Consider the following 7,093-nt stretch of genomic DNA (forward strand, 5'->3'; position numbering starts at 1 on the left):
TCGTACCACGAGCCGTACAGGGCCCGTTCCCGCTCCACCAGCAGCGGCATCGGATCCGAGGCGGTCACCAGCTCCCGCAGCGGATGACGGGCCAGGACCGCCTCCACGTCCGGGGCCAGGGCCGCCGCGAGCCGCCAGGCGGCCGGGCGCCTCTCGTCCCGCAGGGCCGCCACCGCGTCCAGGACGGGCGCGCGCTGCTCCTCCGGGACCCCGGCGGCGGCCCGCTCGTACAACTGAGCGCCCTCCGCCAGCACCAGCTCCGTGTCGATACCGGCCGGGATCTTGATCTCGGCGTGGTGCCGCCAGGTGCCGACCGGGTCCGACCACGCCTCCACCGTGTAGGTCCAGCGGCCGGGCTCGCCCGCGGTGACCGTGGCGCCCCAGCGGTCGGTGCCGGGGGCCAGCTCCCGCATCGGCGTCCAGGGGCCGGCCCGGCCCGCCGGGTCCCGCAGCACCACGTTCGCCGCGACGGCGTCGTGGCCCTCCCGGAACACGGTGGCCGACACCTCGAACGACTCCCCGGTCACCGCCTTCGCGGGCCTGCGCCCGTGCTGGACCACGGGACGTACGTCCAGGACGGGGATGCGGCCCAGGGTGGTGGCCGGGTCCGGGGAGGACCGCTCCCCGTCCGCGGACGGGCCGGCGGCGCCGGCCGGCGCCACTCCTTTCCTTCCCGTCGTCCTCTTTCCTGCTGCCTGGGTCCTGCTGTTGGTCGGGGGTGCTGACGAATGCTGCGTAGCGGGCATGACCGCTCCTGTCCGCTTCAACGTGGGCGTGGCGGATGGACATGGGGAGGTGGGTCCTGCGGAAGTGCTGTGGTGCGCCTGTGGGGTGTGTACCGGAGGAGCCTTCCCCACCCGTTCGGGTGGGCAATCCGGCACTTTGTTAACTACTCACGCGTACGTCTACGCACAAGACCGGCCCCTTTTCTGCGGGTGCCCCCTGACCGGGTCTTGACGCACCGACAGCTCCGACACCCCCGGCCGGTACGTCCCCACCGACCGCGCGGTAACCACTACCGTCGAAGACGACGACGAGACGCACAGCGCCGTGCGTCTCACCCCGCGACGCGTCCCGAGGTGGAATGTGAAGGCGATCCGTCGGTTCACCGTCCGTCCCGTACTCCCCGAACCCCTCCGGCCGCTGAGCGACCTGGCGCGCAATCTGCGCTGGTCCTGGCATGCGGAAACGCGCGACCTGTTCCAGTCCGTCTGGCCGGAGGGCTGGGCCGGCAGCGGTGGGGACCCGGTCCGGCTGCTCGGCGCCGTGCGGCCGGCGCGGCTGACCGAACTGGCCGGGGACCGGCGCTTCCTGCGCCGGCTCACCGCGGCCGCCGACGACCTCGACGACTATCTGACCGGTGACCGCTGGTACCAGCAACAGGCCGACGGCCTGCCCGGCGCCGTGGCCTACTTCTCGCCCGAGTTCGGCATCACGGCCGCGCTCCCGCAGTACTCCGGCGGCCTCGGCATCCTCGCCGGCGACCACCTGAAGGCGGCCAGCGACCTCGGGGTGCCGCTGATCGGGGTCGGGCTGCTGTACCGGCACGGGTACTTCCGGCAGACCCTGTCCCGGGACGGCTGGCAGCAGGAGCACTATCCGGTGCTCGACCCCAACGAACTGCCCCTCACCCAGCTGAAGGAGGTCGACGGCACCCCGGCGCAGGTCTCCCTCGCGCTGCCCGGCGGCAAGGAGCTGCGCGCCCGGATCTGGCTGGCGCAGGTGGGCCGGGTGCCGCTGCTGCTGCTCGACTCGGACGTGGAGGAGAACGAGCTCGGCGAACGCGGGGTGACCGACCGGCTCTACGGCGGCGGCAGCGAGCACCGGCTGCTCCAGGAGATGCTGCTCGGCATAGGAGGTGTGCGGGCCGTACGGACGTACTGCCGGCTCACCGGGCACGCCGAGCCGGAGGTGTTCCACACCAACGAGGGCCACGCGGGCTTCCTCGGCCTGGAGCGGATCGCCGAACTGTGCGCCGACGGACTGGACTTCGACTCGGCGCTGGAAGCGGTGCGGGGCGGGACCGTGTTCACCACGCACACCCCCGTGCCGGCCGGCATCGACCGCTTCGACCGGGAGCTGGTCGGCCGGCACTTCGGCCCCGACGCCGAACTCCCCGGGATCGACGTGCAGCGGATCCTGGCGCTGGGCATGGAGACCTACCCGGGCGGCGAGCCGAACCTGTTCAACATGGCCGTGATGGGGCTGCGGCTGGCCCAGCGGGCCAACGGGGTGTCGCTGCTGCACGGGCAGGTCAGCCGGAGCATGTTCGCGGGACTGTGGCCGGGATTCGACCCCGAGGAGGTGCCGATCACCTCCGTGACCAACGGGGTGCACGCGCCGACCTGGGTGGCGCCGGAGGTGCTGCGGCTCGGGGCCCGGCAGGTCGGCGCCCAGCGGACCGAGGACGCGCTGAGCGTCGGCGGCTCCGAACGCTGGGACTCGGTCGCGGACATCCCGGACCAGGAGGTCTGGGAGCTGCGCCGGACCCTGCGCGAACAGCTGGTGCTGGAGGTGCGGGAGCGGCTGCGGGTGTCGTGGCGGCAACGCGGTGCCGGTGACGCGGAGTTGGGCTGGATCGACGGGGTGCTGGATCCGGACGTCCTGACGATCGGCTTCGCGCGCCGGGTGCCGTCGTACAAGCGCCTGACGCTGATGCTGCGCGACCGGGACCGCCTGATGGAGCTGCTGCTGCATCCCGAGCACCCGGTCCAGCTCGTGGTCGCGGGCAAGGCGCACCCGGCGGACGACGGCGGCAAGCGCCTGGTGCAGGAGCTGGTCCGCTTCGCCGACGACCCGCGGGTCCGCCACCGCATCGTCTTCCTGCCCGACTACGGCATGGCGATGGCGCAGAAGCTCTACCCCGGCTGCGACGTCTGGCTGAACAACCCGCTGCGGCCGCTGGAGGCCTGTGGCACCTCGGGCATGAAGGCGGCCCTGAACGGCTGCCTGAACCTGTCCGTGCTGGACGGCTGGTGGGACGAGTGGTTCCAGCCGGACTTCGGCTGGGCCATCCCGACCGCGGACGGCGCGGGCACGGATCCCGACCGCCGGGACGACATCGAGGCGGCGGCCCTGTACGACCTGCTCGAACAGCGGGTCGCACCGCGCTTCTACGAGCAGGGGCGCGCCGGCCTGCCCGACCGCTGGATCGAGATGGTCCGCCAGACCCTCTCGCTGCTGGGCCCGAAGGTGCTGGCCGGCCGCATGGTCCGCGAGTACGTCGACCGGCTCTACGTCCCCGCCGCACAGGCGCACCGCGCACTGACCCCGGACACGGCCAGCGAGCTGGCCGCGTGGAAGGCCCGGGTGCGGGCGGCCTGGTCCGGGGTGAGCGTGGACCACGTGGAGACGACGGCGACGAGCGCGACGGCGGAGCTGGGCACGACGGTCGGTCTGCGCGTCCGGGTGGCCCTCGGCTCGCTGACCCCGGACGACGTGGAGGTCCAGGCGGTGTCCGGCCGGGTGGACGCGGAGGACCGCATCACGGATGCCACGGTGGTCCCCCTCAAGCCGACCGGCGCCCCCGACCTGGAGGGCCGCCTGCTCTACGAGGGCCCCCTCTCCCTCGACCGCACCGGCCCCTACGGCTACACGGTCCGCATCCTCCCCACCCACCCCCTCCTCGCCTCATCCGCCGAACTCGGCCTCCTGGCAGTGCCGTCGGAGGAGGTGGGGGAGGCAGCGGGCATGGTGCTCCGCTGAGCCTGACCGGCGGTGCCGGCTAGCGCGCGTCGAAGGGATCGATTGCGAGTGATTCCTGGACGCTGAGCAGCCGGCATTCGCCGGTCACGCTGTGCCCTTCTGTGCCTTGTACTCCTTATCCGGGAACAGGGCCGTCTCGTTGTCCCAGTCGGCGGTCAGCTGCCGGAGGTATTCCGCTGCGATCCGCTCTGCCTGCTCGATCGTGTACATCAGTGCTTTTGCCGCTCCCGCGCGTTGAACGGGTCGATTGCAAACGATTCCTGAACGCCGAGTATCTTGCACTCGCCGGTCGCGCTGTGCACAGAAATGTGACAGGGGCCGTAGAGGTAGTACTTCTGATCCCTCGTGGCGACGTACTCCGCGGACTGGAAGGTGAAATAGAAGAATTCGCCCTTCTGTGTCCTGTATTTCTCGCCCGGGAACAAGGCGACCCCGTAGTCCCAGTCGGCGGACATCCGCCGAAGAAACTCGCTCGCCAACTGTTCCGCCTGTTCGATTGTGTACATCAGTTGTTCCTCATCGACGTGGATCATTCCGCCTTGAAGGGTTCCAAGGCCAGAACCTCATGGATGTCGAGGAATCGGCACTCGCCGGTCTCGCTGTGCACCGAAATGCAGTTGGGTCCGTAGTTGAAGTACTTCTCGTCCCGGGTTTCGATATACTTCACGGACTGGAAACCGAAATAGAAAAAGTCCCCCTTTTTCCTTGCGAATTCTCCGTTGCCGAAAAGTGCGACCTGGTCGCTCCACTCGCCGAACTTCTGACGCAGAGCCTCCGCCGCAATCCGCTCCGCCTGCTCCATCGTGTACATCAGTTGGTCCTCATCAAAACAACCGTGACCTCGGCGTGTGCGCCGCCGGTCCGGTGTGGTCCCCGTGTTCCTCCATGGCGGGATGATCACATCGATACATCCCGGCTTACAAAGTGGGGGGTGGGGCTTCTCGGGTCATGACTCGGACAGGCCCGCGCACAGTCGCTTCAGTACCGTCCCGCACCTGCGGGCGTACGCGTGTTGCAGGCCGCGGGTGGCCGGGCCGCCCGCGCGGGCGTACCACGCGGCGCCCTTGCTGAAGGCGGCCACGGTGAGCCAGACCGTGCCGTCGCCGGTGCGGTCGACGACGAAGGCCTCCTCGCCGCATTCGGGGTGGCCCTGGAGGGTGCCGTAGGCCCAGCCGGCGCGGCGGGGTTCCTCGGTCGTCCATATGATGCGGCAGGGGGCCCTTATGACGCCGGCCAGGGTGACGGTGACGTCGACGCCGGGGGCCGCGCGGTCGGCGGTGGCGTCGATGCCGACGCCCAGCGCGCGGTGCATCTCCCAGGTCAGGACCGCTTCGGCGGCTCGCCGGAAGACCTCGTGGCCCTCGCCGAGGCGGGTGCGGACGAGCATGGGGTGGAAGCCGGGCGGGCAGGACGTGAGATCGTCGCGGGTCGCGCCGACCGGCTCGTAGGTGAAGGGCGCCGAAGACATGGGTCACAAGGGTAGGGCGGCACCCGGAAGGTCTTCCTCCCGGGTGCCGCCCTGTGCCAAGTCGCCGGTGACTAGGCGACGTTGACCGCGGACCAGGCCGCGGCGACCGCCTTGTACTCGGTGCTGGTCGAGCCGTACAGCGCCGACGCCGCGTTCAGGGTCGCCGTGCGGGCGGCCTTGTAGTTGGTCGTCGAGGTCATGTACGTGGTCAGGGCCTTGTACCAGATCTGCAGCGCCTTGGCGCGGCCGATGCCGGTGACCGTGGAGCCGTTGGACGTCGGCGAGTTGTAGGTCACGCCGTTGATCGTCTTCGAACCGCTGCCCTCCGAGAGGAGGTAGAAGAAGTGGTTCGCGACGCCGGACGAGTAGTGGACGTCCTTGGTGCCGACGGAGGAGGACCAGTAGTCCGCCGAGCCGCCGTCCTTGCTGGGCTTGTCCATGTAGCGCAGCGGGGTGCCGTCGCCGTTGATGTCGATCTTCTCGCCGATGAGGTAGTCACCGGGGTCGCTGGCGTTGTTCGCGAAGAACTCCACGCCGGTGCCGAAGATGTCGGAGGTGGCCTCGTTCAGGCCGCCGGACTCGCCGGAGTAGTTCAGGCCCGCGGTGTTCGAGGTGACGCCGTGGCTCATCTCGTGGCCGGCCACGTCCAGCGAGGTCAGCGGGTCGGCGTTGCCGGAGCCGTCGCCGTAGGTCATGCAGAAGCAGCTGTCGTCCCAGAACGCGTTGACGTAGGCGTTGCCGTAGTGCACGCGCGAGTAGGCGCCGACGCCGTTGTTCTTGATGCCGCTGCGGCCGAACGTGCTCTTGTAGAAGTCCCACGTCTCCGCCGCGCCGTAGGCGGCGTCGGCGGCCGCGGTCTGGTCGGAGGAGGAGGTGGAGGCGGTACCGGTGCCGAAGACGTTGGTCGAGCTGGCCACCAGGGTGCCCGTGCCGGACGTCTTGCGAGCCAGGTTGTAGGTCTTGTGGTTGCCCCGCGCGCTGTCGGTGAGCTGGTACGTCGAGCCCGACTGCACGGAGTTGAGGGTGACCGTGCCCGAGTACAGCGTCTTGCCGGTCGCGTTCTCGATGCCCTGGTACTCGTAGAGCTTCTTGCCGGTGGCCGCGTCGGTGATGACGTGCAGCTGGTTCGGGGTGCCGTCGTCCTGGAAGCCGCCGACGACCGTCTCGTAGGCGAGGACGGGCTTGCCGGAGCCGGCCCAGATCACCTTGCGGGCGCCGTCCGCGGCGGTCTTGGCGGAGCCGAGCGTCTTGGCGGCGGACACCGCCTGCTTCTCGGCCTTCGCCGCGGTGATCTGCGGCTTGAGCGAGGAGACCTTGATGGCCGACTTGGCCGCCTTGGTGACGCCCTCGGTCTTGCCGGACTTGGCGGTGTGCACGATCAGGTCGCCGCCGAGCACGGGCAGGCCCGCGTAGGTCCGCTCGTAGCGGGTGTGGAGCGTGCCGTCGACGTCCTTGACGACGTCCTTGACGACGAGCTTCTCCTTGGCGCCGAGGCCTATCTGCTGCGCGGTGTCGGCCGCGCCGGCCTGGGCCTGCTGGATCAGGGTGGTACGGGCCGCCGCGGACAGCTGGGTCGGGGCCGCCGCGAGGGGCTTGGCCGCCGGCTGGGCGGTGGCGCTGGTGGTCACACCAGTGGCGAGCAGGGCTCCGGCGGCGACAGCGGTGGCGATGGCCAGAGTGGTGCGCTTGTGACGCGCGTAGAGGGGGCTCACAGAAGCTCCTTCTCGTGGGGGAGTCCGGGCAGCGTGGGGTTACTGGACCGGAGTGTGTGGCGTGGTGAAGTTGCTGTGCTGTGCGGCGGGTGGAGAGAGAGTGACACCAAGGGCGCGTACATGTCAGGACCCTGAAGTGATGTTGGCTGAAAATCGACAGACCGGTAAACGTTTCAACGGTGTGAACGGACGCTGTCCGAGGGTGCTG

General features: G+C 69.9%; 7 protein-coding genes. 1 reads left to right on the top strand and 6 read right to left on the bottom strand.

The features are described from left to right. Positions 1-746, bottom strand: a 746-nt coding sequence (locus ABZ923_RS40530) for a maltotransferase domain-containing protein (RefSeq protein ID WP_361483199.1), incomplete at its 3' end; no start/stop codon positions are given. Positions 747-1,086: 340 nt separating this feature from the next. Here ABZ923_RS40530 and ABZ923_RS40535 point away from each other — a divergent pair. Continuing rightward, on the top strand, positions 1,087-3,705 hold the full coding sequence (locus ABZ923_RS40535) for a glycosyltransferase family 1 protein (protein WP_361483202.1): 2,619 nt from the start codon (positions 1,087-1,089) through the stop codon (positions 3,703-3,705). A gap of 84 nt (positions 3,706-3,789) precedes the next feature. Here ABZ923_RS40535 and ABZ923_RS40540 read toward each other — a convergent pair whose 3' ends face one another. The 5 genes from ABZ923_RS40540 to ABZ923_RS40560 form a co-directional block, all read right to left on the bottom strand. Continuing rightward, positions 3,790-3,915 (bottom strand): hypothetical protein, encoded by a 126-nt coding sequence (locus ABZ923_RS40540; RefSeq protein WP_361483205.1) that lies wholly within the window; start codon positions 3,913-3,915, stop codon positions 3,790-3,792. Beyond that, complete coding sequence (locus ABZ923_RS40545; RefSeq protein WP_361483208.1) at positions 3,915-4,211, bottom strand: hypothetical protein; 297 nt, start codon at positions 4,209-4,211, stop codon at positions 3,915-3,917. The genes ABZ923_RS40540 and ABZ923_RS40545 overlap by 1 nt, the downstream gene beginning before the upstream one ends. A gap of 23 nt (positions 4,212-4,234) precedes the next feature. Further along, positions 4,235-4,516, bottom strand: a complete 282-nt coding sequence (locus tag ABZ923_RS40550; protein WP_361483211.1) for a hypothetical protein — start codon at positions 4,514-4,516, stop codon at positions 4,235-4,237. A 135-nt stretch (positions 4,517-4,651) separates the two neighbouring features. Further along, on the bottom strand, positions 4,652-5,173 hold the full coding sequence (locus ABZ923_RS40555; protein WP_361483213.1) for a DUF1990 domain-containing protein: 522 nt from the start codon (positions 5,171-5,173) through the stop codon (positions 4,652-4,654). Positions 5,174-5,244: 71 nt separating this feature from the next. After that, positions 5,245-6,885, bottom strand: a complete 1,641-nt coding sequence (locus tag ABZ923_RS40560; RefSeq protein ID WP_361483216.1) for a M4 family metallopeptidase — start codon at positions 6,883-6,885, stop codon at positions 5,245-5,247. Positions 6,886-7,093: the final 208 nt, after the last annotated feature.

It is taken from the genome of Streptomyces sp. NPDC046881, from assembly GCF_040645015.1.
Taxonomy (GTDB): Bacteria; Actinomycetota; Actinomycetes; order Streptomycetales; family Streptomycetaceae; genus Streptomyces.

Bases quoted from the DNA above. Each gene is read 5' to 3' on its own strand.
- ABZ923_RS40545 (WP_361483208.1), bottom strand. From the start codon at position 4,211: ATGTACACAATCGAACAGGCGGAACAGTTGGCGAGCGAGTTTCTTCGG.
- ABZ923_RS40540 (WP_361483205.1), bottom strand. From the start codon at position 3,915: ATGTACACGATCGAGCAGGCAGAGCGGATCGCAGCGGAATACCTCCGG.
- ABZ923_RS40550 (WP_361483211.1), bottom strand. From the start codon at position 4,516: ATGTACACGATGGAGCAGGCGGAGCGGATTGCGGCGGAGGCTCTGCGT.
- ABZ923_RS40555 (WP_361483213.1), bottom strand. From the start codon at position 5,173: ATGTCTTCGGCGCCCTTCACCTACGAGCCGGTCGGCGCGACCCGCGAC.